The organism is Streptosporangium sp. NPDC023825, from assembly GCF_040639575.1.
Classification (GTDB): domain Bacteria; phylum Actinomycetota; class Actinomycetes; order Streptosporangiales; family Streptosporangiaceae; genus Streptosporangium.
Genome location: NZ_JBFAAE010000019.1, coordinates 36,267 through 61,332, shown reverse-complemented (window position 1 = coordinate 61,332; position 25,066 = coordinate 36,267). Strand labels below are relative to the sequence as shown.

General features: G+C 70.2%; 19 protein-coding genes and 1 pseudogene. 7 read left to right on the top strand and 13 right to left on the bottom strand.

Features of this window, described 5'->3' with window-relative positions:
* Positions 1 to 124: 124 nt before the first annotated feature.
* The 3 genes from AB0G15_RS18805 to AB0G15_RS18795 form a co-directional block, all read right to left on the bottom strand.
* Positions 125 to 937: an SAM-dependent methyltransferase gene (locus AB0G15_RS18805; protein WP_362841075.1), complete on the bottom strand. Its 813-nt coding sequence runs from the start codon at positions 935 to 937 to the stop codon at positions 125 to 127.
* 117 nt (positions 938 to 1,054) lie between these two features.
* Positions 1,055 to 1,687, bottom strand: a complete 633-nt coding sequence (locus AB0G15_RS18800) for a helix-turn-helix domain-containing protein (protein ID WP_362696195.1) — start codon at positions 1,685 to 1,687, stop codon at positions 1,055 to 1,057.
* A 124-nt stretch (positions 1,688 to 1,811) separates the two neighbouring features.
* On the bottom strand, positions 1,812 to 2,471 hold the full coding sequence (locus AB0G15_RS18795; RefSeq protein WP_362841073.1) for a response regulator transcription factor: 660 nt from the start codon (positions 2,469 to 2,471) through the stop codon (positions 1,812 to 1,814).
* A 165-nt stretch (positions 2,472 to 2,636) separates the two neighbouring features.
* On the opposite strand from AB0G15_RS18795, the gene AB0G15_RS18790 reads away from it, so the two are divergent.
* On the top strand, positions 2,637 to 4,517 hold the full coding sequence (locus AB0G15_RS18790) for a DUF4118 domain-containing protein (protein WP_362841071.1): 1,881 nt from the start codon (positions 2,637 to 2,639) through the stop codon (positions 4,515 to 4,517).
* 11 nt (positions 4,518 to 4,528) lie between these two features.
* Here AB0G15_RS18790 and AB0G15_RS18785 read toward each other — a convergent pair whose 3' ends face one another.
* A complete protein-coding gene (locus AB0G15_RS18785) occupies positions 4,529 to 5,347 on the bottom strand; it encodes a HAMP domain-containing sensor histidine kinase (protein WP_362841068.1) in 819 nt (272 codons plus the stop codon).
* Positions 5,348 to 5,787: 440 nt separating this feature from the next.
* Here AB0G15_RS18785 and AB0G15_RS18780 point away from each other — a divergent pair, with 440 nt between their 5' ends.
* On the top strand, positions 5,788 to 7,116 hold the full coding sequence (locus AB0G15_RS18780) for a hypothetical protein (RefSeq protein WP_362841065.1): 1,329 nt from the start codon (positions 5,788 to 5,790) through the stop codon (positions 7,114 to 7,116).
* A 28-nt stretch (positions 7,117 to 7,144) separates the two neighbouring features.
* On the opposite strand, the gene AB0G15_RS18775 is transcribed toward AB0G15_RS18780, so the two are convergent.
* From AB0G15_RS18775 to AB0G15_RS18750, 6 genes and pseudogenes are all read right to left on the bottom strand, one after another.
* Positions 7,145 to 7,885, bottom strand: coding sequence for a hypothetical protein (locus AB0G15_RS18775; protein ID WP_362841223.1), 741 nt, complete (start codon positions 7,883 to 7,885; stop codon positions 7,145 to 7,147).
* Positions 7,886 to 7,990: 105 nt separating this feature from the next.
* Positions 7,991 to 8,767 (bottom strand): annotated as a pseudogene (locus tag AB0G15_RS18770) (phenylalanine--tRNA ligase subunit alpha); the annotation flags it as partial.
* A gap of 452 nt (positions 8,768 to 9,219) precedes the next feature.
* On the bottom strand, positions 9,220 to 9,435 hold the full coding sequence (locus AB0G15_RS18765) for an EF-hand domain-containing protein (protein ID WP_350969734.1): 216 nt from the start codon (positions 9,433 to 9,435) through the stop codon (positions 9,220 to 9,222).
* A 234-nt stretch (positions 9,436 to 9,669) separates the two neighbouring features.
* A complete protein-coding gene (locus AB0G15_RS18760; RefSeq protein WP_362841061.1) occupies positions 9,670 to 10,026 on the bottom strand; it encodes a four-helix bundle copper-binding protein in 357 nt (118 codons plus the stop codon).
* A 177-nt stretch (positions 10,027 to 10,203) separates the two neighbouring features.
* Entirely contained in the window at positions 10,204 to 12,480 is a 2,277-nt protein-coding gene (secD, locus tag AB0G15_RS18755; protein WP_362841059.1) for a protein translocase subunit SecD, read from the bottom strand.
* Positions 12,481 to 12,617: 137 nt separating this feature from the next.
* On the bottom strand, positions 12,618 to 13,004 hold the full coding sequence (locus tag AB0G15_RS18750) for a hypothetical protein (protein WP_362841056.1): 387 nt from the start codon (positions 13,002 to 13,004) through the stop codon (positions 12,618 to 12,620).
* Between the two features lie 118 nt (positions 13,005 to 13,122).
* On the opposite strand from AB0G15_RS18750, the gene AB0G15_RS18745 reads away from it, so the two are divergent.
* Entirely contained in the window at positions 13,123 to 14,784 is a 1,662-nt protein-coding gene (locus AB0G15_RS18745) for an alpha-amylase family protein (protein WP_362841053.1), read from the top strand.
* A 52-nt stretch (positions 14,785 to 14,836) separates the two neighbouring features.
* Here the strand turns inward: AB0G15_RS18745 and AB0G15_RS18740 are convergent, their stop codons facing one another.
* Positions 14,837 to 15,487, bottom strand: a complete 651-nt coding sequence (locus AB0G15_RS18740; protein WP_362841050.1) for a TetR/AcrR family transcriptional regulator — start codon at positions 15,485 to 15,487, stop codon at positions 14,837 to 14,839.
* 79 nt (positions 15,488 to 15,566) lie between these two features.
* Between AB0G15_RS18740 and AB0G15_RS18735 the strand changes: the two genes are divergently transcribed.
* From AB0G15_RS18735 to AB0G15_RS18725, 3 genes are all read left to right on the top strand, one after another.
* The gene (locus AB0G15_RS18735; RefSeq protein WP_362841047.1) at positions 15,567 to 16,301 is read left to right on the top strand and encodes an SDR family oxidoreductase; all 735 of its coding nucleotides are present in this window, start codon (positions 15,567 to 15,569) and stop codon (positions 16,299 to 16,301) included.
* Positions 16,302 to 16,503: 202 nt separating this feature from the next.
* Positions 16,504 to 19,584, top strand: coding sequence for an AAA family ATPase (locus AB0G15_RS18730; protein ID WP_362841044.1), 3,081 nt, complete (start codon positions 16,504 to 16,506; stop codon positions 19,582 to 19,584).
* Positions 19,585 to 19,807: 223 nt separating this feature from the next.
* On the top strand, positions 19,808 to 20,347 hold the full coding sequence (locus AB0G15_RS18725; protein WP_362696219.1) for an RICIN domain-containing protein: 540 nt from the start codon (positions 19,808 to 19,810) through the stop codon (positions 20,345 to 20,347).
* 25 nt (positions 20,348 to 20,372) lie between these two features.
* Here the strand turns inward: AB0G15_RS18725 and AB0G15_RS18720 are convergent, their stop codons facing one another.
* Positions 20,373 to 20,789 carry a VOC family protein gene (locus AB0G15_RS18720; RefSeq protein ID WP_362841041.1) on the bottom strand — a complete coding sequence of 139 codons (417 nt, stop codon included), beginning with the start codon at positions 20,787 to 20,789 and terminating at the stop codon, positions 20,373 to 20,375.
* Positions 20,790 to 21,246: 457 nt separating this feature from the next.
* Between AB0G15_RS18720 and AB0G15_RS18715 the strand changes: the two genes are divergently transcribed.
* Entirely contained in the window at positions 21,247 to 22,338 is a 1,092-nt protein-coding gene (locus AB0G15_RS18715) for an alanine racemase (RefSeq protein ID WP_362841039.1), read from the top strand.
* A gap of 242 nt (positions 22,339 to 22,580) precedes the next feature.
* On the opposite strand, the gene AB0G15_RS18710 is transcribed toward AB0G15_RS18715, so the two are convergent.
* Positions 22,581 to 24,395, bottom strand: a complete 1,815-nt coding sequence (locus tag AB0G15_RS18710) for a potassium transporter TrkA (protein WP_362841038.1) — start codon at positions 24,393 to 24,395, stop codon at positions 22,581 to 22,583.
* Positions 24,396 to 25,066 lie beyond the last annotated feature (671 nt).

Genomic DNA, 25,066 nt, shown 5'->3' with positions numbered 1-25,066 from the left:
TTCGGGGGTCGGGTCGGACACTGCCGACCAGACTTCCCGGCGCACCAGCGTTCACCCTACCGGCGGGCTCGCCGGAACCCGGCGCGGGGGTGCCGCCCCGAGGGTCGCCGAGGGTCGCCGAGGGTCAGGGCTTGCGGCCCACGGCGCAGAACTCGTCCACCTCGCGGTTGCCGCCGACGATCGACGGCCCGGGACGCCAGAGCGGGCACGAGACCACGCCGGGCTCCACCAGTTCCAGGCCCTCGAAGTAGCTCGCGATCTGTTCGGGGCTGCGGAGGGTGTACGGGACCGAGCCGGCCTCGTTCCAGATGGCGATGGCCTTCTCGAACTCCGCGCCGCGGATCACGTTGGTGCCGTCGGCGACCGCCAGGTAGCTGCCGGAGGGCAGGGCGGCCAGCAGCCGGCGCGTGATCCTCCGTCCCTCGTCGATGTCGGTGAGGTGACCCAGGATGTTCATCAGCATGAGCCCGACGGGCCTGTCGAGGTCCAGGGTGGCCCTGGCGGCCTCCAGGATCGCGTCGGGGTCGCGCACGTCGGAGTCGATGTACTCGGTCGCGCCCTCGGGGGTGCCGGTCAGCAGGGCGCGGGCGTGCGTCAGCACCATGGGGTCGTTGTCGACGTAGACGACGCGCGCGTCCGGGGCCACCTGCTGGGCGACCTGGTGGGTGTTGTCGACGGTGGGCAGCCCGGTGCCGATGTCGAGGAACTGGCGGATCCCGCCCTCGCCGGCCATGTACCGGACGGCGCGGGAGAGGAACGCCCTGGACGAGCGGGCAATATCCACGATGTCCGGAAAAATCCCGACGAACTGGTCGCCGATTTCCCGGTCGACGGCGTAGTTGTCCTTGCCGCCGAGCCAGTAGTTCCAGATCCGGGCGGAGTGGGCCACGCTGGAGTCGATCGGGGTGGGAGTGTGCGGGGAAGGCTCGTCGGGCACGGGGTGCTCTTTCTCTGGCGCCGGAGAGTGAAGATCTTTAGTTTGCCATCTTGCCGGTTCTGCGCCGATCTTGGGCGGATTTGTCTGGTTATTTAGTGTTTCGCGCTGAAGGAGGCGTCAGGTCAGCGAGCCGGACAGCTCCGCCGCGGCCGCGGCGACCCGGGGGCCCACGGCGTCCGGGTCGAGCGCGGTGAAGGTGACCACGCCCACCGACGCCTCCAGCCAGGGAAGGCCGGGTACGGGGGCGGCGACGCCTCTGGCCCCCTCCTGGAGCTGGCCCTCGGAGACCAGATAGCCGGTACGGCCCGCGCGCAGGGCGAGGATGGCCAGTCCGGCGGCGCCCCGTTCCAGCGGGTGGCGGGAGCCCTCGCGGTAGGCGACGTGCATGTTCGTCCAGGAGGGTTCGACCACCGCCACGGCCAGGCCGTCGTCGCCCTCGGCCACCGTCAGGTGCGCGGTCGCCCCCACCTCCTCCGCCAGCCTGCGCAGGGTGGGCAGGGCGCCCTCCCGCAGCAGCGGCTGCACGGCCCGGGCCAGGACGAGGACCCCGAAGCCCAGGTGGACCCGCCCGTCGCCGTCCCGGCGGACGAAGCCCTCGCTCTGGAGGGTGGTGAGCAGCCGGTACACCGCGGGGCGGCTCAGCTCCAGCTCCGCCGCCAGCTCCGTGGGGGTGCGGCCCCGCCGCCCGTCGGCGAGCAGGCGCAGCAGCCGCAGGCCGCGCTGCAGGGTCTGCGAGGATTCGGCCGGCATCTAGGACGCCCGCTGGGCTGGAAGCATGTCCCGATTATCGCGCGCCGCCCCGGAACGCCCATCGGCCGGAGACATGTCCCGATATCGCCGCCGTCCCCGTGCCCTCCGGCGGGCCCGGCGGGTCTCAGCGGGCGTCGAGGAAGGTCAGCACGGCGAGGACGCGGCGATGGTCGTCCTCCGTCCCCGGTATCCGCATCCTGGACAGGATGCTGTGCACGTGCTTCTCGACCGTGCCCTCGGTGATCCATAGTTTGTGCGCTATGCCGGAGTTGGAGCGCCCCTCGGCCATCAGGGCCAGCACCTCCTGCTCGCGTGTCGTGAGGAGTGCCAGCGGATCGTTCCTGCGGTGGGCCCTTATCAGTTCCCTCACGAGACTCGGGTCGACGACCGAGCCGCCCTGGACGATGCGCTCGAGCGTCTCCACGAAGTCGTCCACACCGGTCACCCGGCTCTTGAGCAGGTAGCCGACCCGATGCCCCGTGGCGAGCAGTTCCATCGCCTCCTCCACCTCGATGTGCGCCGACAGCAGCAGGATCCCCACCTCGGGGAACTCCTCGCGGATCACCCGCGCCGCCTCGATGCCCTCGTTGGAGTGGGCCGGGGGCATCCGGATGTCGAGAATGACGAGATGGGGCCGGTGCCGCCGGACGAGGGCGAGGATCTCCGCCGCGTCCCCGGCCTGGCCGACGACCTCGAGGCCCGACCGCGACATGAGGCTCGCGACTCCCTCGCGGAAAAGCACGTCGTCGTCCGCCAGCGCTATTCGTATCCGGTCCGCACCCACGGCTCCAGCCCTTTCGCCATGCACTTCTCTCCGAATTTTTGTTAAACAAATGGTCGTGCGGGGTTAAAAGAATGACATCTCGGAGGTTCGGGCGGCCGTACGTGCGGAGTGCGGTCGGGAAACAGCCGCCAAACCCCTTCCTGACATGCGAGTATCTTAGTCTCCATGCGCGAACGGCTTTTGTCGTTATTGCTGCGCACAAAGCGGCCGCCCCTCTGGTTGGGGATCATCTGCGGCGCTCTGTGTATCGCGGCGGAAGCCATGCTGTCCCTTTTCCTGGAGCGCGTGATGTCGGGCGACTTCCTCGGAGGGATCTATCTGCTCGGTGTTCTGCTGATCTCGATCCAGTGGGGGCTGGGCCTGGGACTGGCGACCCTGGCGGGCAGCGCCGTCGCCTTCAACTACTTCAACCTCCCGCCGGAGTGGAGCTTCTCGTACGGGACGCGCGGGCTGTGGACCCCGATCCCGATCTTCCTTCTCGTGGGGTTCGCGATCAGCTCGATCGCGGCGCTGGTGCGCTCGCTGAACATCCAGGCGGAGAACCGCCGGCACGAAGTGGATCTCACCGCGCAACTGGCCCACGTCCTGTTGCGCACGAAGGACCTGAAAGCCGCGCTGCAACCGGCCTCGCGTCTGCTGGCACGGGCCATGGAGGCACCGAACCTGGAGATCCGGCTCGAGGAGCTCCCCGGGGAAGAGCACGCGGAGGCGCTGCCGCTCGTGGAGAACGGCGTCCGGGTCGGCACGTTGGTCCTGCCCGTCGGCGTGCCCGAACCCGTACGGAGGCGTCTGCGTGAGCGGATGGTGCCGTCCCTGGAGACGCTGCTGAGGGCGGCCCATGATCGCGAGAACACCGAGACGGTCCTGGCGTCGAGCCGTGACGAGATCCACCGGATCGCGCAGGAGCAGGCGGCGTTGCGGCGGGTCGCGACCCTCGTGGCGCGGGGCATCTCCTCGGCGGAGCTGTTCAACGCGGTCGCCTTCGAGATGGGCTCCCTCATGAAGGCGGATCACGTGGCGATCAACCGCTACGACCCCGGCCACGTGACGGTGCTGGGCTCGTGGAGCTGGCAGGACGGCACGGAGAAGGTGCTGCCCCTCGGCTCGCGGTGGCCGCTCAACGAGGTGAGCGTCTCGGCCACCGTGCTGAAGACCGGGTGCCTGACGCGAAAGGGGAGCTACGAACAGAGCGGCGGAAAGATCGCGACATGGGTCCGGAAGATGGGAGTCACCTCCACCGTCGGTTCTCCCATCATCGTCGACGGATGCCTGTGGGGTGTGATGCTCGTCTTCTCCAGCGCCCGGGAGCCGAGGTTCGAAGGGGTGGAGGAACGCATAATGGACTTCACCGAGCTGGTCGCGACCGCCATCTCCAACGCCCAGGCCCGTGCCGATCTCGCCTCCTCCCGCGCCCGCGTCGTCGCCGCGGCCGACGAGACCCGCCGGCGCATCGAGCGCGACCTGCACGACGGAGCTCAGCAGCGCCTGGTCTCGCTCGGGCTGGAACTACGCGCTGTGGAGGACGGCGTGCCGCCGCCGATGACCGAGCTCAGGGAACAGCTGTCCCGGGCGGTCGACGGGCTGACCGGGGTCGTGAACGATCTGCAGGAGCTCTCACGGGGCATCCACCCGGCGATCCTCTCGAAGGGCGGGCTCGTACCCGCGCTGAAGGCGCTCGCCCGCCGCTCCGCCCTTCCCGTCGAACTCGAGCTGGAACCCGTCCCCCCTCTGCCGGAGCACGTCGAGGTGGCCCTCTATTACACGGCCGCGGAAGCGCTGACCAACGTGGCGAAGCACGCGGACGCCTCCGTGGTGTACGTCACCCTGGGCATGGCCGGAGCGTCCGTCCGGCTCTCGATCCGCGACGACGGGTGCGGAGGAGCCGACTACGGCAAGGGGTCGGGGCTCATCGGGCTCAAGGACCGCGTCGAGACTCTCGGCGGCAGGCTGCGGGTCGCGAGCTCCGCGGAGGAGGGGACGTCACTCTCTGTAGTGATACCGATCGTGATGACACCGATTGTGACGGTTTCGGCAGATCAATCCTGATGTCACCGATATCAGGAGTGGTCTGACATCTCGCGGCCGTCACGGTCGGCGAGGGGGAGGCGGAGGACGAACCGCGCGCCACCGGTACTGGAGTCCTCCACGTCGATGGTCCCCCGGTGGGACTCGGCGATGTCACGCGCGATCGTGAGGCCGAGCCCGGTACCCCCTCGGTTACGGCAGCGGGCGGTGTCCAGCCGGGTGAACCGCTCGAAGATCCTCGCCCGGTCGGCGGCGGCGATGCCGTCACCGTCGTCGGTGACGGCCAGCTCGCCGTACCGGCCGTTCCGGCACACCTCGACCAGCACCGCGTGCCTGGCGTGGCGCTGGGCGTTGTCCAGAAGATTGGCGAGGAGGCGGGTGATCTCCGCGTCGATGACGTTCGCCCGCACCCCGGGGGCGAGCCGGAGCCGTACGGGGACACCGTTCTCGCGCCGCGAGATCGCGGCACGGACCATCTCCCCCAGGTCCACGTTGACGAACGCGTCAGGAGTGTGCGCACCCACCTTCGCCAGCACCAGCAGGTCGGTGACGATCGTCTGGAGCCGGTCGACGCCCTCCAGCGCGTCTGCCAGGAGTTCGTTCAGATCCGTCTCGTCGGGGTGCAGCCGCGCCTCTTCCAGGAGCGTTCTGAGCCCGGCGATCGGGGTGAACAGCTCGTGGGAGGCGTCGGACACGAATCGCCGCTGCTGGATCAGCGACTGGTCGACCCGGTTTCTGGCGCTCTCCAGCCGGTCCAGCAGGTTGCCGGTGGCCAGGGCGAGATGCATGATCTCGTCCGCCCTGGGAAGACCGTGGAACCCGTTGTTCAGATCCTTGGCACGCGGCGACATGAGGATTCGTTTCGAGGTGCGTCGATCGGTGCGCTTCCGCCGCCGGCGATGGGATTTCTCGACGGCGGTTCGATGGCCGGGGGGAGCCCTCCCGCCTCTGGACAGTTGTTCACCGAATCATGATGTCGTCTCCGCCGCCCGTCGTCTGCGCTGGCAGCCTCCGTTTGGTCCTTCATGCCAGCCGGGCCTGCGGCATTACCGCCAGCCGCAATGCCCCGGCGCCCTCACCCGGGTATCATCCGCCGCCCGGCCGGGCGGGCTCACCGTGGCACGGCGATGGTGTGAAGGGTGATGGCCGGTACGGGTTCGACGGGAGATGCCATGACATGGCAGGAGATATCAGAATGCTGAGGATTCCTTGACTGGGACTGTCGAGTCCATCGTGATCTGGGTAAAGTGCGGATCGATCGTTTTGACCAGCTTTCCGGGGAGTTCAGGACATGCGACTTACTCTGCGCCGGGCTCTCGCCATGGGCGCCGCGCTCGCGCTCGTCGGTGTCATGACACCCGGGGCCGCGTACTCGGAGGACGATCCCCGCAGCTGTAACGACCTGATGGGAGCCGACACCCCGGCCTACGTCGTGTGCACCTGGCTGGCCACGCCGGAGGAGGCCCTCGGGGTCGCGCTGTTCTGGGGAGCCGACGACAACGCCAACCTCAAGGGAGCCACCCCGAGCGACGGCAAGTTCCTCGACTGCTCGGCCCCCGGATCGGTCTGCCCGGAGCCGCCCGGCGGCGGTTCCGAGGGCGACGAGAACTCGCCCTTCCCCGAGGGGGCCGGAGACGGCGGCGCGCCCGACTGCGAGGCCGGCCAGCAGTGCTCGGTCGACGGGCACGGCGAGGGCGGTGACGGCACGGTCTCCGGGGCCGAGCGGACCGGCGCCTCCACGCCGACGCCGACCCCCACCCCCACGGGCGCTCAGGACCCCGCGGCCGCGGCCGCGGCGCAGACTCCCGCCGGTCAGGCGATCACCGCGGCGAAGGCCGTGCAGCTGAGGGTCTGGATCGACACCGAGCTGGCCGACGACTGGAAGGCCGGCACCGAGACCTTCACCGCCGCCGTCAAGCGCATCGGCGCGCTGGCCGCGCGGCCGGAGGTGGCGGGCATCCGGTTCACCTCCCAGCTGGGCTACAACACCACGTTCAAGACCGACGCGGAGATCACCGCGTTCGTCACCGCGGCCTCCGACGCCCTCCGCCAGGCCGCGCCCGGCAAGCGGCTGGGCATCCACACGGTGGTGCCCGAGCTCGCCTGCGGCGCGAACGACACCTGCAAGGTCGAGATGCGCAAGCGATACCCGCTGCTCGCTCCCGAGAAGGTCGAGTCTCCCCTGATCGCGGGCCGCGTCGACCAGCTCTCCCTGGACAGCGGCCTGCTGTACGGCGGCTACGACGCCTGGAAGATCAACGCCAAGCAGGCCCACCTCAACCAGTGGATCCAGGTCCGCGCCCGTTCGTGGGACGTCCTGGCCCAGATCGCCGCCGAGGAGACCGGGCTCGTCGGCCAGGTGACCGACGCCAAGATCGCCTCCCGGCTGTCGGCGCCCGTCAAGGACGGCGGCGCCCAGCAGGTGAACGTGTGGACCAGCGTCCAGAACGCCCAGGGCGCGGTGAGCCGGCTGACCGCCTGGGAGCAGCTGAAGAAGCTCCTGCCGATCCAGCGCCGCCTGGCCGGCGTCTACAACCCGGCCAGTCCCGAGACGGACGTGACCACCGACCTCAAGAAGCTCTCCGAGGTCTTCGGCCAGATCTATCTCACGACCGTCTGAGGCCCCCGCCGGCGGGCCGCCTCGGGAGTCACCTGCTCCCGAGGTCGGTGAGGTGCTCCATCGCGGTGAGGTCGATCTCCATGGCGCTCGTCCTCGGGGGCAGGCCCAGCGCCTGAACCGTCCCGGCGCGCAGCTCGCCCGCGTGGCCCAGCACGGCCTCGCCGACGAGCAGTTCCAGGCAGCGTCCAGGCAGCCAGGGCGCGTACTCGGTGGGCCGGGTGACCAGCCCGGCTCCCATGATGTGCGCCGCCGTACGCGCGGCGTCGACCGCGCGGGCCCATGACGACTCGCCGGTCAGGGCGGCGGCGAGGTGGCGGGGCTGGGCGGGGATGGCGGTGTTCAGCGCGTCGAGCTGGTCGTCGGTGGGGCGGCGGTCCGCCCGGGGGGAGGGCGGGAGGTCGCCGCTCGCGGGCGGCACGAAGACCGTCCCCTGCTCGAAGAGCGCCGGGGCGGGGTTTCCCCGGGTGAGGTTGAGACCCAGCGCGGCCAGCAGCCCGGGGAGAAGCGTGGTGCGCAGGGACGGCTCGCGCGGGCTGATCGGGTTCGTGAGCGTCAGCACGGCACGGCGCGGGTCGTCGGGCGCCAGGCCGAAGGCGTCCCACGCGGCGTCGCAGACGAAGGGAAAACACGGCGTCTCGACGTATCCCGCTCCCGCCAGCGCGTGCCCGATCCGCCGCCGCAGGTTCTGTGACCGGGTGAGCCCTCCACCGGCCTCCCGTCTCCGTGCGGCCCTGGCACCGTGGCCGCGTGCCAGCGGGATGGTCTCCATGTCGGGCACGGCCCGCGCGGCCGGCACGGCCCGCGTCGGGGGCGTGGCCCGGGGAAGGGGCCGGGGCCGCGGTCTGCCGGGGGTGAACTCGTCCATCCCGAGGGGGAAGCGGATGTCGCCGTCGACGACGTCGCGCATGTCCTTCAGCCCGTGCCGCAGCATCAGCGTTCGCTCGACGCCCATGCCGAAGGCGAAGGCGCCGTATCTGTGCGGATCGACGCCGCAGGCGGCCAGCACCCGGGGGTGGACCATGCCGCACCCGCCCCACTCGATCCATCCCTCGCCGCCGCAGGTCCCGCACGGGTCCGCGGGAACGTCTCCGGCGCCGCTTTCCCGAGAAGCCCGGGCGGGATCCTCCACGCCGGTGTCACGGCAGACCGTGCACTCCACGTCCACCTCCGCCGACGGGTCGGTGTAGGCGAAGCGGTGGACGCGGAGCCGGGTCGCCGTGCCCCCGCCGAACACGGAGGTGGCGAAGTGGTCGAGGGTCTTCTTCAGGTCGACCATGGTGAGGCCCAGGTCGACGGCGAGACCCTCGACCTGGTGGAACACCGGGCTGTGGGTGGCGTCGGCCGGGTCGGGGCGGAAGGCGCGGCCCGTGCAGACCATCCGCAGGGGAGGGGGCGTGTCGAGCATCGCCCTGACCTGCACCGGTGAGGTGTGCGTGCGCAGCACGAGACCCGATCTCCGGCCGGGGATCGAGGGGTGCTCGACATAGAAGGTGCGTTCGGGAGCGCGGGAGGGGTGGCGGTCGTCCATGTTGAGGGCGTCGAAACTGAACCACTCGGCCTCGACCTCGGGCCCCTCGGCGACACGGTAGCCGAGGTCGAGGAAGACATCGGTCATCTGCTCTGCCATGACGGTCACCGGATGCCGGGCACCACGTGAGTCATGCGGCGCGCTCCCGGCGCGGCCGCTGAATGCGCTCCTCATCGTTCTGCCCTCTTCCTCTGTGAGGCTTCCCGAGCAGGCCGGCTCCCGAGGCGGTCAGGCGAAAGCCGCCGGACCGCCTTCCGGCCGGGACATGACGGGAAGCGAGCGGAAGCGCGGACCGTGGCGACCGGACGACCTCACGCGCGGGACGCGAGATCACCTTCTGGAAAGGGATCGGCGTGCGACGACCGTTCGGGAACATCGGCGTTCACACGTCAATCCGAGCCTTCGCTACGCTGTGCGCTCATATGACTACCCAAAGTTATTGTGCGGTCAATGGCGCGTCAACATGCCACCAGGTCGGTGCCGGAGGTTCGGGCCGGCCCGCCTGCGGTGTCCGACTTGGGGGCCGGAGGGTGGGGCCGGCCCGGCCCGAGGCGTCCGGATCAGGGCTGGGAGGGTCAGCCCGCCCGGGTCTGGGCGAGGTATCCGGCGAACTCCTCCAGGGAGATGAGGCCGTCGCCGTCCTGGTCGATCCTGGCGACGGCCGCCGCGGCCGCCTCCGGGGTGATCGGCTGGCCGAGCACCTCCATGAGCCTCGTCAGTTCGGGGATCGAGATGAGGCCGTCACCGTCAACATCAACGATCTTGAAAGTCGTCGCGTAGTCGTCCGCCACGATTGCATCCGCCTTCGGCAGCAGGGAAATCAGACGCCAAGCACACTAGCGGGATTCGAGGCGCGGTCTCCTGCTGAAAGCGGAGGATTCCCATCGTCACGGTCATGACGGGGGCGCCGCCGATCGGATCGGCGGCGCCCCTTTCGCCCACTGTTCCGCCATGTCTCCCCGCGTCCCGTCACGTCATCCCTCTGCCGACGTGGACGGCCCGGCGAAGACCTGCCGGACGGTCGTTCAGGCTCGTGCGCCGACCATTGCCTGGCAGGCCTCGGCGCACATCCGGCACGCGTCGGCGCACTCCTTCATCATGGAGTCGTTGCCCACGGACATGCACGCCTCGGCGCACTTGGTCGCCACCTTCGCGCACATCGCGGCCATCTCCATCGCCATCGGCGACTGGCGCATCATCATGTCCGCGCACATGCGGGTCATGTCGGCGCAGTCCATGAGCGGGCCCATCATCGCCATGTCGGCATGCTGGCCCCCCTGCATGAGGCAGTAGGTCATGGTCTGCTCGCAACGGCTGTGGCTCTCCATGCACGCATCGATGCTCTTCTGCATCTGAGGGCTCATCTTGACCGCGTGGCTCATGCTTTCTCCCCGTTTTCGTGACCGTCCTGCTTCAACGGCCGAAGATCTCGCAACAGTGTTGTGCCCCTGTCGAGGACCCTTGCCGGCCGAGGAGTTCTGCCTTTAGTCGCAGATGGCAATAGTTTTGTGCATAAATTCACCCATCGTTTGTAGGATTAGTGGGGAAAGCGGAGGCGGTCAGACCACCGCGCCCGAGCCCTGGCGGGCCGGGGCCGGGCCCTTCCGCTTGGGCCGGGGCGGCCCGGTGGGCCTGCGCCGCTCCAGCTCGATCGCGAGCGGCCCCGCGACCAGCGCGGAGGAGAGCGTGCCGACGACGATCCCGATCAGCAGCGCCACCGCGAAGTCGGTCAGCGAGTCACCGCCGAGCACCGCCAGCGCGGCCAGGATGAACAGCGCGCCCAGGCCGGTGTTGACCGTACGGGGGATGGTCTGCAGGATCGCGGTGTTCGTCACCTCGGCGAACGGGGCCTTCGGCCGCGCACCCCACAGCTCGCGGACCCGGTCGAAGACCACGACCTTGTCGTTGACCGAGTAGCCGATCACGGTGAGCATCGCGGCCAGGAACACCCCGTCCACCGGCTTGCCCAGCCACGCGAACGCGCCGACCACGATCGCCGCGTCGGCCACCAGGGCAAGTACCGTCGCCAGTCCGAACGTCCAGCGGAACCGGAAGGCGAGATAGGCGAGCTGCGCGGCGAGCGCGACCCCGAGCGCGATCAGCGCGTTGCGGCGCAGCTCGTCCCCGAGGCTCGGCCCGATGAGCTCGTCGCGCTCCTTGGTGACCGACGCGCCCCCGCTCTCCAGCGCGCTCTCGATCCGCACCACGTCGGCGGGACTGATCTGACCGGTCCGTACGGAGATGTCCTCGCCGGAGGACTGCACCACCGCGTTGGGGAACCCGGCGTCGCTGACGAGCCGGCGGGCGGCGTCGGCGGTCATCGGGGTGCTCGTGGAGTACTCGACGAGCCTGCCTCCGGTGAACTCCACACCGAAGTCGAGCCCGCGCACCGCGACCCCCGCCACGGACGCGGCCACCAGCACGCAGGTGACCAGGAAATACACCGCGCGGCGGCTCATCAGGTCGGGCTTGCGCGCGTTCAGCCAGGTGCGGACGCGCCCGATGTCGGACAGGCCGGTCAGCCTGGGCCGCGAGGAGACGGCCTGGAGGCTCACCGCCCACTGGGCGAGGACGCGCGTGATGACCATCGCGGTGATCAGCGAGGCGATCACACCGATGCTCAGCGTGACGCCGAAGCCGCGTACCGGTCCGGACGCCAGGAGGAACAGCAGCCCGGCGGCGAGCAGCGTGGTGATGTTGGAGTCGGCCACCGCGCTCCACGCGTTGCGGAAGCCCTTCTCCAGCGCGCCCCGCAACCCCGGCTCCGCCGCGTACTCCTCCCGCGCCCGTTCGAAGACCAGCACGTTGGCGTCGACCGCCATGCCGATCGCCAGGACGAAGCCGGCCAGTCCCGGCAGGGTGAGCGTGGCGCCGAGCCCCACCAGCGCCGCGTACGAGATCAGCGCGTAGCAGGCCAGGGCGAAGGCGGCGATGAGGCCCACCAGCCGGTAGGTCACGACGATGAACAGCGCGGTGAGCGCGATGCCGATCACCGCGGCCTGGGCGCTGGCCGTGATCGCGGCGGCGCCGAGCGTCGGGCCCACGGTCCGCTGCTCGACGATCTCGACGGGTACCGGCAGCGAGCCGCCCTTGATCAGCAGGGCCAGGTCGGCGGCCTCCTCCGAGGTGAAGGTGCCGGTGATCTGGGTGGAGCCGCCGGGCAGGCCGACGTTGCAGGCCACGTCCTCGTTCACCTGGGGTGAGACGATCACCTTGGAGTCGAGCACGATGGCGACCCGCCGTTTGGGGTCGTTCGGCTGGTTGCAGGCGGCCTGGCCGGTCAGCTTGGCCCACTCCGCCCGCCCGCTGTCACGGAAGTCGACGGTGACGAACCAGCCGCTGCCCTGCTGGGCGTCGATCCCCGCCTCGGCGCCGCTGACGCCCTCACCGGTGAGGGCGGCCGGTCCGATGTGCAGCGAGCCGCCGCTCTCGTCGGGCAGGATCTGCTCGCCCTTCCCCGGCTTGGTGCCGGTCGCCGGGTCGGGGACGGCGAGGACCGGGTGGAAGGTGAGCTGCGCGGTCTTGCCGATGACCTCGGCGGCCTTGGTCGGATCCTGCACGCCGGGCAGTTCCACGATGATGCGCCGCTCGCCCGAGCGGGCCAGCGGGGCGTCGGCCACGCCCAGGCCGTCGGCCCGGCGGCGGAGCACCTCGAGGGTGCGGTCGGTGGCCGCGGCGTCGGCCTTGACGGTCGGTGAGTCTCTGGTCTCCAGTACGAGCTGGGTGCCGCCGCGCAGGTCGAGGCCGAGGCGCGGCGACATGGTCAGGGCGATGAACAGCGAGGTGGCGATGACGGCGAACGCCGCCACCGCGCGTACCACCGGGGCACGCGACATGGGAGCCTCCACAGGCTGGGGAACTGTCCTCGGGTCATGACGGAGGAGCCGGCGCGACGGCTTTCTGGCGCGACGGCTCTCAGACACGGGAAGGCGTTTTCCGGTACGGCGAAGGCCCGGAGCGGCTCCGGGACGGTTCAGCCGGTGGTGGAGGCGGGCGGTGCGCGCCCCGGCCTGACGAGCAGGGCCGCGAGCGGGCGGGTGTCGTCGTCGCGGTCCGGGCGCGAGTCCCGGCCGGTGGGGAGGAAGAGGTGCCGCGGGTCCGCCGGCGGGGTCGCGAGCGGGTGGCCGCCCCCGCCCCCCAGGCCGATCCCGGTGGCGGAGAGGCCGGCGACGAGGACGTTCCTGTGCCCGCTGTCGGAGGCCGGGCGAGAGAACCGCTGGTGTTCGCCGGAGGACTGGGTGACGGTGGTGTGCCGCAGGAGGACGGTGGCGCCGCTCCCGCTCAACCCGCCGGAGACGAGCAGCGGCAGCAGCAGGGCGAGCAGCCAGCCCAAGGGCGCGCCGCGCCTCAGCTGTCGCATGGTCTCCTCCTGGCCGTTCCGTCCACCGTAACGCGCCGGGGGGCTCGCCGACCTCTCCGGCGGCGGCCCAATGTCGGTGTTGTCTCATAAAAACGTCAAGGGAGGGTAGTGCGCACGCATGCGACTCACCTATACGGCTGATCTGTGGTGGAAGAACGCCGTCGTCTACTGCCTGGACGTCGAGACCTACAAGGACGGGAACGGTGACGGCATCGGTGATTTCCGGGGCCTCACCCAGCAGATCGACCACCTGGACCGGCTCGGGGTGACCTGCATCTGGCTGATGCCGTTCTTTCCCAGCCCCAGCCGCGACGACGGCTACGACATCAGCGACTTCTACTCGGTCGACCCCCGGCTGGGCACCCTTGGCGACTTCGTGGAGTTCATGCGCACCGCCAGGGACCGGGGCATGCGGGTGATCGCCGACCTGGTGGTCAACCACACCTCCGACGAGCACCCCTGGTTCAAGGAGGCCCGCTCCAGCCGCGACTCTCCCAAGCGCGACTGGTACGTCTGGCAGGACGAGCCGGGACCCGTCGACCCCAAGTCGATCGTCTTCCCCGACAAGGAGGACAGCCTGTGGGAGCTGGACAAGAAGACCGGCCAGTACTACTACCACAGCTTCTACAAGTTCCAGCCCGACCTGAACACGGCGAACCCGCAGGTCCGCGACGAGATCACGCGCATCCTCGGCTTCTGGATGGAGCTCGGCCTGTCCGGCTTCCGGGTCGACGCGGTGCCGTTCCTGATCGAGGGCATCGGCGGCGACCCGCACGAGTTCCTCGCCGACCTGCGCGCCTTCATGAACCGCCGCGACGGCACCTCGATCCTGCTGGGCGAGGTCAACCTGCCCTACCCGGACCTGATGAAGTTCTTCGGTGACGCGGACAACGGCGACGAGGTCACCATGTGCTTCGACTTCATCGCCATGCAGCGCTTCCACCTGTCGATGGCCCGCCAGAACCCGGAGGCCCTCGCCGAGGCCCTGCGCGACCGGCCGGAACCGCCCGACGACTCCCAGTGGGCGATGTTCGTCCGCAACCACGACGAGCTGACCCTGGACAAGCTCACCGAGGCGCAGAAGCACGAGGTCTTCGACGCCTTCGGCCCGGAGAAGAGCATGCAGCTGTACGACCGGGGCCTGCGCCGCCGCCTCCCCCCGATGCTCGGCGGTGACCTGCGGCGGCTCAAGCTGGCCTACAGCGTGCTGTTCTCCCTCCCGGGCACGCCGGTGCTCTTCTACGGCGAGGAGATCGGTCTCGGCGAGAACCTGAAGGCCGAGGGCCGGATGGCGGTCCGGGTCCCGATGCAGTGGTCGGCCAAGGGCGGCTTCTCGCCCGACCCGAAGACCACCGTCCCCTCGCCCACCGGCACGTTCGGCCCGCGCAACGTCAACGTCGAGGACCAGCGCCGCGACCCCGGCTCGCTCCTCAGCTGGACCAAGCTCCTGATCGAGCGCTACCGGGAGTCGCCCGAGCTGGCCTGGGGCACGTACGAGATCCTGGACGCCGGTGACGTGGCCGTGCTGGCCCACCGGGCCGACGCCGAGGGCGGCACCGTGGTCGCCGTCCACAACTTCGCCGACCGCGAGGCGAAGGTGGATCTCGTGCTCGAGAAGCTCGACGGCTGCGAGGTGCTGGTCGACCTGCTGGTGGACGGCACTCTCAACCTGCCCTCCGACGGCCGGGTGAAGTTCACGCTGGAGCCGTACGGCACCCGCTGGTTCCGCGCCTCCGTCCCCGACGCGGCCCCGGAGGAGACCTCGGCCAAGAGCGGGTGACCCGGTCCGGAGATCACCCCGGACCTCGTCCGGGGTGCTCGTCCGGCGTGTTTCACCGGACGGGAGAGTGCTCGTCCGGCGTGTCTCGCCGGGTGGGAGGGTGCCCGCCCGGCGTGCCCTCCCGTTTCCCGGGCCAGGCGAGCATCGCGAGGTCGGCGATCCGTTCCAGATCCCGCCGGGTCGCGCCGTCGCGGGCCTGGGTGGACATGCCCTGGACCGTGGCCGCGTAGAACAGGGCGAGGGCTTCGGCGTCGGTGCCCTCGGGGAGCAGGCCCGCCGCCACGTCCGAGGCGATGCGCGCCGTGACCGCGGCCTTGGCGGCCTCCCTGATCCCGCGCATCGCCTCCCGCACGTCGGCCGACTCCGGGCCGACGTTGACCGCCGCACTGAAGATCAGGCAGCCCGGCGGGTGCCCGGGGTCGGTGTAGTTGACCGCCGCCTCGCGCAGCATCCTGGAGATCGCCGCCCGCGCGGTCGGCTCCTCGGCCAGCGCCCGCGAGGAGAAGTCATACCTCCGGTAGCGCTCGACGACCTCCTCGAACAGGCGCCGCTTGTCGCCGAAGGCGGCGTACAGGCTGGGCGGGCGGATGCCCATCGCGGCGGTGAGGGAGGCGATGGAGGCGGCCTCGTAGCCGTGCCGCCAGAACTCCAGCAGCGCTATCTCCAGCACGGTGTCGCGGTCGAAGGCTCGCTTCCTGCTCACCGGACCATTGTATAGCGAGCACTACAAAACCCTGCTACGGTTCTATTTGTAGCGATCGCTATAAAATGTGGGAGGCGATGTGAGAACCGCGTTGGTGACGGGTGCGAGCAGGGGGATCGGCAGGGCGATCGCCCTGCGGCTTGGGCGCGAGAAGGTCCGGGTGGCCGTCCACTACGCCAGGGACGAGGCGGCGGCGGGGGAGGTCGTGACGGCGATCACCGAGGCCGGGGGAGAGGCGTTCCCCGTCCGGGCGGAACTCGGCGTGGAGGGGGACGTGGAGACGCTCTTCACCGCCCTGGAGAAGGAGGTGGACGGGCTCGACATCCTCGTCAACAACGCGGGGATCGTCGTCCCCGCCGGTATCTCGGAGATCACGCCCGAGGCGTACGACAGGATGTTCGCCGTCAACGTCAGGGCGCCGTTCTTCATCATCCAGCGGGCGCTGCCGCTCCTGCGCGACGGCGGGCGCGTCGTCAGCATCAGCTCCGGCGTGACCAGGATCGCCTTCCCCCAGAGTCCCGCCTACGTCGCGACCAAGGGGGCGCTGGAGGTGCTGAACCGGACGCTGGCCAAGGAGCTCGGTCCGCGCGGGATCACGGTGAACTCGGTCTCGCCGGGCATCACCGACACCGACATGAACGCGGGCTGGCTGCGCGGCGACGCGCAGGCCCAGGCGTACGCGGCCGGGCAGTCCGTCCTCGCCAGGGTCGGCGCCCCGGAGGACGTCGCCGACGTCGTCGCCTTCGTGGTCTCCGACGACGCCCGCTGGGTCACCGGGACCACCCTCGACGCCACCGGCGGCTCCGTGCTCTGAGCCATCTCCGGCTCCTCGCGACCTCGGGGCTTCGGGTCCCGGGTTTCGCACGACCTCTCAGAAGAAGGACCGTACGAAACGCACCGGTGACATGCTGTGAAAATCGTTAAAATGTTTTTTCCTCCGGCTGTGGCCGATCGGAAGTGAATTGATCGCTGTGGCCTGTCCCGTGCGGCGCGTTCAAGGAACGTGAGGAGCGGAAATGGCCCGTCCGGACCCCGACGACCATCTTCGGCGCCAGCTGCGCACCTTACAGCGGGTCGTGGGCGGACCTACCGACGCGACGCTGGCTCGCCGTAGCGGGGTCGCGGCGGCCACGTTCTCCGAGGTGATGGCCGGCAAACGGCGACTGCGGGACGAATTCGTCGCGAAGGTCGTCGCGGGCTGCGTGGCCTGTGCCCGCGCCACGGGGAGGGTCGCCCTCGATGAGCGGCACGTTCTGCAAGCACTGCGACTGCCTGGTCACACCGCCGCGGACAATGGCATCTTCGAACGCGACGACGATCTGAACTCCTGTTCATCGTCGCTCGACGACGTCCGCAGAAGGGCGGGGGCCACGATCGTGGTCGAGGGCCCGGCGGGAATCGGCAAGTCCGAACTGCTGGCGCGGGTGTGCTCGGAAAGCGCCGTGCGCGGAATCACTCCCCTGGTGGTGCGCGGCAATCAACTCGATCAGACGATGGCCTTCTGCGGCGTCCGAACGCTGCTCGGCCGCTGGGCGGCCGGTCACAGTGGCCAGGATCGGCAGCGTCTGTTCGCCGGCGCCGCCGCGTTCGCGCGGGTACCGCTCGGCCTGCCGCATACGCGGCGAGGGGGCTCGATGATCGGCTTGACCGAAGCCCTGTACTGGCTCCTGGTCAACGCCACCGACCCTGCCGGACGCGACGACGCGCTGCTGCTGGCCGTCGACGACGCGCACTGGCTGGACGAGGAGTCGCTGAACTGGCTGGAGTTCCTCAGTGACAGGCTGGCCGGACTGCCTGTCGTTTTGTTGCTCGCCTGCCGGCCGGACGAGCCCACGACGTCCCCGGCGCTCACCCGCATCATCCTGCGCGCGACCTCGATCATCCGGCCCCGGCCGCTCAGCCTGGACGCCGTGCGTGCCATCGTCGACCGCAGCCTCGGGCGCCGGAGCGGCCCTCCCGACGAGACGTTCTGCTCGGCCTTCCACCAGCACAGCGGCGGCAACCCGTTCTATCTGCGGTGGATGCTCGATCTGGCCCACGAGCGCCGGCTCGCGCCGACGGCCGGGTCCGCCACGCGCGTCGCTCGCCTCATACCTCGCCAGGTCGTGGTCCACCTCAACGAGCGGCTGAGCATGCTGGGGCCGTCGGCGGGGCGGCTGGCCCGTACGATCGCCGTGCTCGGCCCCGGTATCCAGCTTGACCAGGCCGTACGTCTCGCGGGACTGACCTCTGAGGAAGGTGGGCGCGAATACGACCGGCTCTGCAGGGCCGCGATCCTGGCCGACCGGTCCAGTGTCGACTTCCGGCACCCGATCATCCGAAGCGCGGTCTACGACGCCCTCGACCCCTCGCAGCGCAGCGACACCCATCTCGCGGCGGCAAGGCTGCTGCACCATGCCGATGCCGGCCTCGAGACGGTGGCCGCTCACCTGCTGCGGGTCAACACCGCGGGCGATCCCTGGGTGGTCGACCGGCTGGCCGCCGCAGCCGCCGAGGCGATGAGCTCCGGCCTGGCAGGCACGGCGGCCCGCTACCTCGGGCGCGCGGTCGCCGAGCCGCCCCCGCCCGGCCGGCGTTGCCAGGTACGAATGCGCTACGGGCAGGCGCTGGCTCTGGGCGAGGTGGCCACGGCCATCCCCGAACTGCTCGCCGCCCGCAAGCAGGCCGCCGATGACGCCCAGGGCGTCGAGGCGGCGATCGCGCTCGCCAAGGCGTACAGCTACGCCAACCGGCTCGGCGACGCCGTCCGATCCCTCGACCGGGCACTGGACGGTTGCCGTGACGACGCTCTGCGTGACCGCCTGCGGGCAGAGCAGTTGTTGTGGGCGACATGGTGGGCCGACGACCCGCACCGGCCCGACCGCATGCTGCTGCTCGACCGGGCCGCCCCACCGCTGTCCGGCACCGGCCACGTGGAACGTCTGCTCATCGCCACGCACGCATGGAGCCTGGTGCTGCGCGGCGAGCCGCGGACCGCCGCGGCGGAGGCCATCCGGCCCGTGCTCCGGAACGGTGTGTCGTTCGCCGACCTCGACCAGGGCATGGAGGTGGGTACCATGACCGGATTCGTCCACCTGTACTCCGACGACCTCTCGATGGCCGGACGTCTGTTCGAGCAGGCGATGGAGGAGTTCGACCGCAACGGCTGGCGCGGTACCCATCTCACGTTCACCCGCGCCCATGTGGCGAACGTGGCTCTGCGGGAGGGAAGACTCGCTGACGCGGTCGCCGACGCCGAGATCGCGTTGCGCCTGGCCGACCGCACCGGTCCCGGAACGCCCGGGGAGCAGTTCGCCACCGGCACCCTGATCGAGGCATTGCTCGCGCGCGGCGACGTCGAGCGTGCGCAGGCGGTGTGCGGCGACCGCGAGTACGGCACGTCCTTGGCCGACGCGGTGGTGCTCCCGGTGCCGAACGCCGTTCGGGGCGCCCTTCAACTCGCGCGCGGTCAGACCGCCGGTGCCGCCGCCACTCTGCGCCGGGTCGGGCAGTGGCTCGAAAACGCGTGCCTGCTCAACCCGTCCATGTGCCTGTGGCGCTTCGATCTCGGCCGGGCGTTGCGACACTCCGCGCCGGACCAGGCCCGCGAGGTCGTGGCCGTCGGGATGCGGCGAGCGGATCGATTCGGCGGCGAGCTGGCCCGCGCGCGAGCCCTGCGGACCCTCGCCGTGTTGCAGCCGGACTCGGCCGTGGAGCTTCTCGAGGAGGCTATCCGGATCTTGTGTCCCACGCCGCACCGCCTCGAACAGGCCCACGCTCTCGCCGAACTCGGCACAGCCCTGACCCGGAGCGATCACGATGCCCGCGTTCTGCTGTCCGAGGCACTGACACTGGCCGAGGAGTGCGGCGCCGTGTCGCTCGGCGACGCCGTCGCGCGGCGGCTCGGGTCCGCTCCTCGCCTCCGGCGCCGGCGGGTGAACGCCCTGGACCCGTGTCGGCAACGCGTCGCCCGGCTCGCCGCGGACGGGCACTCCAAGTCCGAGATCGCCTACAGCATGGTCCTCGACCTGGACACGGTCACCACGCTCCTCCGCGAAGCACACGACGTCCTCGGAGTCGACTCGCTCGCGGGACTGCGCCGTGCCCTGACGCCGTGAGCGTCATGGCGGGACCGTGATCGCCACCATTCTCCGGCCGGTACGGCCCCTGTCTTCGGGTGCCGGAAACGTTCGGTTATTCGGCGGCGATGGCGGAGCCCCGGCGCGGCCGGTGAAATGAGTCATCCGGTGACCGCGCCCGGCGGACCGGAACTCTTCGAAGGCGAAACGGAGCCGTGACGGTTCCTCCTGTCGTCTCCACGACCAAGGGAAAGTGATGGCAATGGCGAAGCATTACACGAAGACGGTCGGCGTGCTCCTGGCGGCGATGGTCGCGACCGCGGGGATGGCGCCGTCCGCGCCGGCGGCCTCGGCCGCCCTGGCGTCACCCGTGCCGGCGGGGGCCCTCACCTGGATCAGGAACTTCAACAGCTTCAAGTGCCTGGCCATCGCCGGTGCCGACCGGAACGACAACGCCCCCGCCGTCCAGTTCGGCTGCGACAGTCACGGGTCGCGTGTCTGGTATCTCGTGGACAGAGGCAACAACCATTACTGGATCAAGAACAACTTCACCGGCAAGTGCCTCACCATCGCCGCCGGCAGTCCCTACGAGAACGCCCCCGCCGTCCAGTACTACTGCGACGCACATCCGTCACGCCTGTGGTCCTTCGTCGACAAGGGCGATTCCAACTACCACATCCGCAATTACAACAGTGGCAAGTGCCTCACCGTCGCCGGCGGCGGCATCACCGACAACGTCTACGCCAACCAGTACTTCTGCGACAACCATCGGGCGCGTCTCTGGTACTTCGTCACCCGATGACCCTCGGGATCGAAGGCCTGAACGGCTAACGGGCGCCCCGGGGATCGGCGGCCTCCCCCAGCTCGGTGAAGAGCGTGAGCTGGAGCCCGGCCGGACCCTCGAGGCGGGAGTTGAGCGAGTTCCACGGGGTCCGGACGGGTTCGGCGACCACCGTCGCCCCGGCCCCGGCCAGCTCGGCGGTGACGGCGGCCGAGTCGTCCACCTCGAACGCCACCCGGATGTGCCCGGCCACCCTCCGCCCCACCTCGACCCGGTCGATGAACTCCGCCTGCGACGGGTCGGCGATCTCCAGGGTGGCCCGGCCCGCCTCCAGGATCGTCACCCGTCCGTCGGGCGAGGAGTACGCGGCCCGCTCGGGCAGGCCGAGCACGTCGCGGTAGAAACGCAGCGCCTCGTCGTAGTCGGCGGCGGTGACGACCAGGCGCAACTCTCGAACGGTCATGACGGCTCCCATGATGATCGCGAATCTCTCGACTACGACAGCACGACCGGTCGCGTCCGGCATTCCCGATTCGTTCGGCATTTCCGATCCGTGCGGGATGCCCGGCCGCCCGCCCGGGGACCCTTCAGGCCGCTCGCCGGGGTGGGACGCCCCGGCCGCTCCCCGCGCCCTCGTCGCGTTCGCTCCCCGCGCCCTCGTCGCGTTCGTGGCCTTCGCCCCGGATGGCCGCCTACCGACGGGCGGCGCGGTACTCCCCGCGCCCTCGACTTTCCCCGACACGGCACCGTATCGACGAACCGCCCGGGCGAAGCGTGTTGGATGTCCACCACACGGATCAGATCGTGGACGAGGAGGTGACCGCGGTCACGGCCGTCGTCACGCCCACGCGCCACCTGATCGTCGAGACCCGGTTCTCGCCCGTTCGACGTCCCGTACCGCCATGATCGGAGAGAACGCAGTGACAGCCACCGTCGCGGCGCAGCCGCAGACCTCGGAGTCGTTCCTGGCCGGGCCGCTGCCCGCATACGTCTACGACCTGGTCGAGCTCGGCGTCCACGTCAGGGACATCCGCGCCGCGCTGGGAGACGTCGAGCTGTACTACGCGGTGAAGGCCAATCCCGACCCGGAGCTGATGCGGACGCTCGCCCCGCACGTCGACGGCTTCGAGGTCGCCTCGGGGGGTGAGCTCGCGCACGTGCGGGAACACTTCCCGCACGCGCCGATCGCGCTGGGCGGGCCGGGCAAGACGGACGCCGAGCTGTTCGCCGACGTGACCCGTCTGCACGTCGAGAGCCCCGGCGAGCTGCGCCGCCTGCTCGCGTCCGGCCGCTCGGCGGACGTGCTGCTACGGGTCAACCTGGACGTCCCGATCGCGGGGGCCTCGCTGGCGATGGGCGGCGGTGCCACACCGTTCGGGATGGACCCCGCCGGGATCGCCGAGTGCGTCGCCCTGCTGGAGGCCCAGAGTGTCGTACGGCTGCGCGGGATCCACGCCCACCTGGCCAGCGGGCTCGACGCGCCCCGGATGCTGGAGCTGGCGGCGGCCGTCCTGGACTACGCGCGGACGCTGGGGGCGGCCGAGATCAACCTCGGCGGCGGCATGGCCGTCTCCTACGCCGACCCCGACGACCGGTTCGACTGGACGGCCTACGGCGCGGGCCTGGCCGCGCTCCGCCGTCCCGGAGAGACGCTCCGGATCGAACCGGGACGCTCGCTGACCGTTTACTGCGGGAGGTACGTGACGCGCGTCATCGACGTCAAACGCGTCCACGGCGAGCTGTTCGCGATCGTGGCGGGCGGGACCCACCACATCCGCACCCCCGCCACCAAGGGCCACGACCAGCCCCTGGTCATGACGGAGGCCGGTGAGCCGATCACGATCGTCGGCCAGCTCTGCACTCCCAAGGACACCCTGGCCCGCCGGGTCCCCATCGCGCTCAAGCCCGGCGACCTGGTGGAGTTCACGATGGCGGGCGCCTACGCCTGGAACATCTCCCACCACGATTTCCTGATGCACCCAAAACCGAGCTTCCACTATCTGAGCCGCTAGGAACCGGTGGGGGCCGAGCCGGGGAGAACCGCCGGCCGGCCCCGACCCGGGTACGGGAACGCCTGCCGATGCGCATATGCTGCGCATCGTCGTTTTCATGTCAGGCAGCGCCCAGAGGGAGAAGCTCACCGTGTACAAGGAGTTCGCGATCGAGGCCGTGGTCTGGGTGATCCCCGTCGTAGTGCTGCTCGGGCTCGCTTTCATGATCACTGCCTGACCCGGCAGGGCCCCGCCCCGGCGGGTCAGCGCTCGGCCAGGACGATCACCGAGTCGCCGGGGCCGAGGCGCAGCGGTCGCGACTTGTCCGGATTGAGGACGACGCCGAAGTGCGGGGCCTCGTTCACGCGGTCCGCCAGGCGGTAGCCGATCGCGGTCTCGCCACGGCGCCGGGCCGACTCGATCACCGAGGCGAAGTCGACCGGCGCCCCGGGGCGGACGTACTGCTCCGCCGGGCGCGGGTAGATCTCCGAGCCCCCCGAGTCGAAGAGCTGGCCGAACACCTCGGCCAGGTGCCGGTTCTCGGCGAGCTGGGCCAGCAGCAGGCCGATCACCGTGTCACTGATCACGATGTCGTCGGCCCTGGTGACCTCGGCCAGGCTCCGGTTGTTCTCGTCGTGCATCTCGCTGACGATGGAGTAGCGCTCGCCGAGCGAGGACTGCATGTCGCGCAGCTGGAGCAGGGTCGTCAGGGTTCGCGTGTCGGCGTGGCCGGGGCTGTAGCGGTCGTCGGAGAGCACGATCACGTGCTGGTAGACGCCCAGGCCGAGTGAGTCCAGCGCGTAGCGGTCGGAGGTGTCGCACTCCTTGACGTTGACCGTGAGGTTGCTCAGCCCCATGAAGCCGGTCGCCGCGTCGGGGTGGTCGGAGGCGACGTCCAGGACCGAACCCGGCGCGACGTACGCGTCGAGATAGCGGACGATCTGCCGGCCCCGGCCGTTCCAGTTGAGGATCAGGGTGCGCTCGGCGCTCTGCCTGGTGTGCTCGACCAGGACGATCGACTCCTCACGGGCCGAGGGCATGCCGGCGGCCAGGTGGATCATCGAGTCGTCGTTGGCGATCACGATGATCTCGTCGTCGTCGGAGATCACGGTGTTCATGGGCGGGTTCAGCGTGACCTTCCCGGCCTGGCGCAGCCCGATCACCGTGGCGGTCTGGTACGCCGGGAGCACCTCGCCGTACGCCATGCCGGTGAAGTGGGGGTCGGAGCGCAGGTAGATCTCCCCGTCGCCGAAGTCGAGCAGGTCCATGCAGACCACGGACATGCCCGACTGCCGCGACGACTGCACGATGAGCCGGGAGGCGGTGTCGTCGGAGTCGACGAGGTGGACGTCGGGACCGCCGGCGAGACGCGCGGCGGCCATGTTGGAGCTCTCGGCGATGGCGGCCACCACCGGCGGGTGGCTGCCGGGCCGTTTGGCCAGGGCGAGCAGCGTCTTGATGACGTGCGCGTCGGGGTCCTCGCCCTGCGGGGAGAGGACGACCACCGAGCGGGCCCCGGTGAGGTTCATCAGGTCGAGGTCGGTCGGTTCGGTGGGCCGTCCGGTCCGGCAGACCAGCCTGGTCCTGCCGGTGTCGCCCGCGAACTGCCGGATCTCGTCCTCCATGGCGATCTTGTCCTTGTCGGCGAGGATCGTGATGACCGACCTGCGGTCGCTCGCGTGGGCCTGGACCAGCTCGCTGACGATCGTGAAGACCTGCTCCGACCAGCCCAGGATCACGATGTGGCCGGTCTCGATGATCCGGGACCTGCCCTTGCGCAGCTCCTCGAACCTGCTCTTGAGGTCGTTGGAGAGGATGCCGACCAGGGCGCTGACGATGAAGAGCCCGCCCAGCGACGCGACGAACATCAGGGCGACGAACGGCGCGCTGCCGGTGTCGCTGGCCACCTTCCCCGGGCTCAGCGCGCGCATCAGCGTCATCCACAGCATGCCCGGGGCGCCGTGGTTCTTCTCGGCCTCGTTCGGGGTCAGCCACAGGCTCAGCGCGGTGACCAGCAGGATGAGGCCGAGAGAGACGAGGGCGAGCCATCCGATCAGCGCGGGCGTACCCCGTGACATGGTGTTGTCGAACCAATAACGCAGGCGTTCCCGAAATGTCGCCCTTGGCACGGAATTCCTCCCCCGTTGGTAAAGCAGAGTCAACAATTGTACAAAAACCACGGGTCGCCGAGTGGGGGGTCGGGTGAACGGGCCGAGGACCGCCGGTACGGGCGCCCGACGCCTCGCCGGCCGGGAAACCCCGCGTGCCGGAAAGTCTCACATGCCGGAAAGCCTCACGCGCCGGGAAATCCTCACGGGCCGGGAGACGGGCGAGGTGCGCGAGCCGCGCCGGGGCCGCCGAGGCGCGGTTCTCGAGGCGGTTCCCGGACCGCGCCGAGGCCTCGTCCTCCGTCCCCGGGGATGGGACCGGAGGCGCCACGGGGAAATGGCCATGGGCTTTATGTGAGGTTTCCTGGGATAAGACCCTGAGTCGCCGAGAAATCATATGAAACAGGTGAGTCGGGCTGTTTATCCGGTTATTCGAGTTTCGGTTCGCCGCAACGCCGGAACCGGCGCCCGTCGCGATCTCCGGCGTCCCGGCCGGTTCCGGTGGCGCGTCTTCGTCCCGGCCGGTTCCGGTGGCGTGTTTTCGTCCCGGCCGGGTCTCGGGTCGCGGATGGCGTGTTCTCGCCCCGGTCGGGTCCCCGGTTGCCGACGGCGTGTCGCCGTCCCGGTCGTGTTCCCGGCCG

Bases quoted from the DNA above. Each gene is read 5' to 3' on its own strand.
- AB0G15_RS18800 (WP_362696195.1), bottom strand. From the start codon at position 1,687: ATGCCGGCCGAATCCTCGCAGACCCTGCAGCGCGGCCTGCGGCTGCTG.
- AB0G15_RS18790 (WP_362841071.1), top strand. From the start codon at position 2,637: ATGCGCGAACGGCTTTTGTCGTTATTGCTGCGCACAAAGCGGCCGCCC.
- AB0G15_RS18785 (WP_362841068.1), bottom strand. From the start codon at position 5,347: ATGTCGCCGCGTGCCAAGGATCTGAACAACGGGTTCCACGGTCTTCCC.
- AB0G15_RS18780 (WP_362841065.1), top strand. From the start codon at position 5,788: ATGCGACTTACTCTGCGCCGGGCTCTCGCCATGGGCGCCGCGCTCGCG.
- AB0G15_RS18775 (WP_362841223.1), bottom strand. From the start codon at position 7,885: ATGGAGACCATCCCGCTGGCACGCGGCCACGGTGCCAGGGCCGCACGG.
- AB0G15_RS18760 (WP_362841061.1), bottom strand. From the start codon at position 10,026: ATGAGCCACGCGGTCAAGATGAGCCCTCAGATGCAGAAGAGCATCGAT.
- secD (WP_362841059.1), bottom strand. From the start codon at position 12,480: ATGTCGCGTGCCCCGGTGGTACGCGCGGTGGCGGCGTTCGCCGTCATC.
- AB0G15_RS18750 (WP_362841056.1), bottom strand. From the start codon at position 13,004: ATGCGACAGCTGAGGCGCGGCGCGCCCTTGGGCTGGCTGCTCGCCCTG.
- AB0G15_RS18745 (WP_362841053.1), top strand. From the start codon at position 13,123: ATGCGACTCACCTATACGGCTGATCTGTGGTGGAAGAACGCCGTCGTC.
- AB0G15_RS18730 (WP_362841044.1), top strand. From the start codon at position 16,504: ATGGCCCGTCCGGACCCCGACGACCATCTTCGGCGCCAGCTGCGCACC.
- AB0G15_RS18725 (WP_362696219.1), top strand. From the start codon at position 19,808: ATGGCGAAGCATTACACGAAGACGGTCGGCGTGCTCCTGGCGGCGATG.
- AB0G15_RS18720 (WP_362841041.1), bottom strand. From the start codon at position 20,789: ATGACCGTTCGAGAGTTGCGCCTGGTCGTCACCGCCGCCGACTACGAC.
- AB0G15_RS18710 (WP_362841038.1), bottom strand. From the start codon at position 24,395: ATGTCACGGGGTACGCCCGCGCTGATCGGATGGCTCGCCCTCGTCTCT.